Source organism: Psychrobacter sp. (assembly GCF_036731945.1).
GTDB lineage: Bacteria > Pseudomonadota > Gammaproteobacteria > Pseudomonadales > Moraxellaceae > Psychrobacter.
Window position 1 is genome coordinate 16520 of sequence record NZ_DAINDI010000001.1, and the last position, 974, is coordinate 17493.

Consider the following 974-nt stretch of genomic DNA (forward strand, 5'->3'; position numbering starts at 1 on the left):
CTTCTTCCAGCTTCGTCAAACCATGACTGCGTCCGCGCTCCAAAGCCGTATCCATTTTGCGTCCACGTAACCAGCCCGCACGCAATGCCACCGCTGCACCAGCGCGATTACCAGAACCACAGTGCAAGACGGTTTTTTTGCCATGGTACTGACGCAAGATGTTATCAAACGCCAATATATTTAACTGTTTTAAATCCTTGGCCCCGCTGATAGGCAGCTGCTCGTAATACATACCAGCGCGCTCTACCGCCGCGCGCTCATCGAAATTTAGCTCTTCATCTGGTTGCAAGTTAAGCACCAATTCAACGCCAGCCGCCGCTAAAGCAGCGACTTTTTCTTCACTGAGGGCGCCGCACACGATGGTGTTGTCATCAGGGCGAAAATACGGCTCAAACATATTTTCTAAATCGATACCGTTATCTTTAGCAGTAGCTTCATCTATCGTAGCTGAGTTATCGGGCTCAGCTACGCTTGTTGCATTTTCATGTAAAGTCATAATGAATAATTGGTTAATAAAATATAAAGGTTAAAAGTATGGTGAAATCTACTTGTTTTCGTCTTGCAGTTTAATCACACCAGCAAGATGCGGCTTGTCGTTTTTAGCGCTAAATAAGCCAAACTCGCAAGTATCGGTTGGGCTCTTCAACGCTGCTATCGGCTCAGCGATTAGCTCTACTTCTGCTGGCAAGAATATAGGTAGCTTAAATGATACATTGACCGTGCAAGCATCTGGTAGCTCATCCATCAAGGCTAGACATTTAGCTTTTGACCACATGCCGTGGGCGATGGCTTTTGGAAAACCAAATGCGCGTGCCGATAATGGGTGCAAGTGGATAAGGTTAAAATCCCCTGAAACGAACGCATAACGACGGCCGATATCTTCTGGTACTTCAAAGATACTGTGCACGCCTTCTTCATTCACCAAAGGCTTAACGGTCACTGGACGCGGCGTGCTTTTTTTATCTTTGCTACCT

The 974-nt window shown here is 46.5% G+C and carries 2 protein-coding genes; both read right to left on the bottom strand.

Annotated features, from left to right (window positions below; translation table 11 throughout):
* On the bottom strand, positions 1-496 hold a 496-nt coding region (locus tag V7D75_RS00060), incomplete at its 3' end, for a phosphatase domain-containing protein (RefSeq protein ID WP_333612897.1).
* A 48-nt stretch (positions 497-544) separates the two neighbouring features.
* Positions 545-974: MaoC family dehydratase (locus V7D75_RS00065; RefSeq protein WP_333612898.1), on the bottom strand; the 430-nt coding region annotated here is incomplete at its 5' end.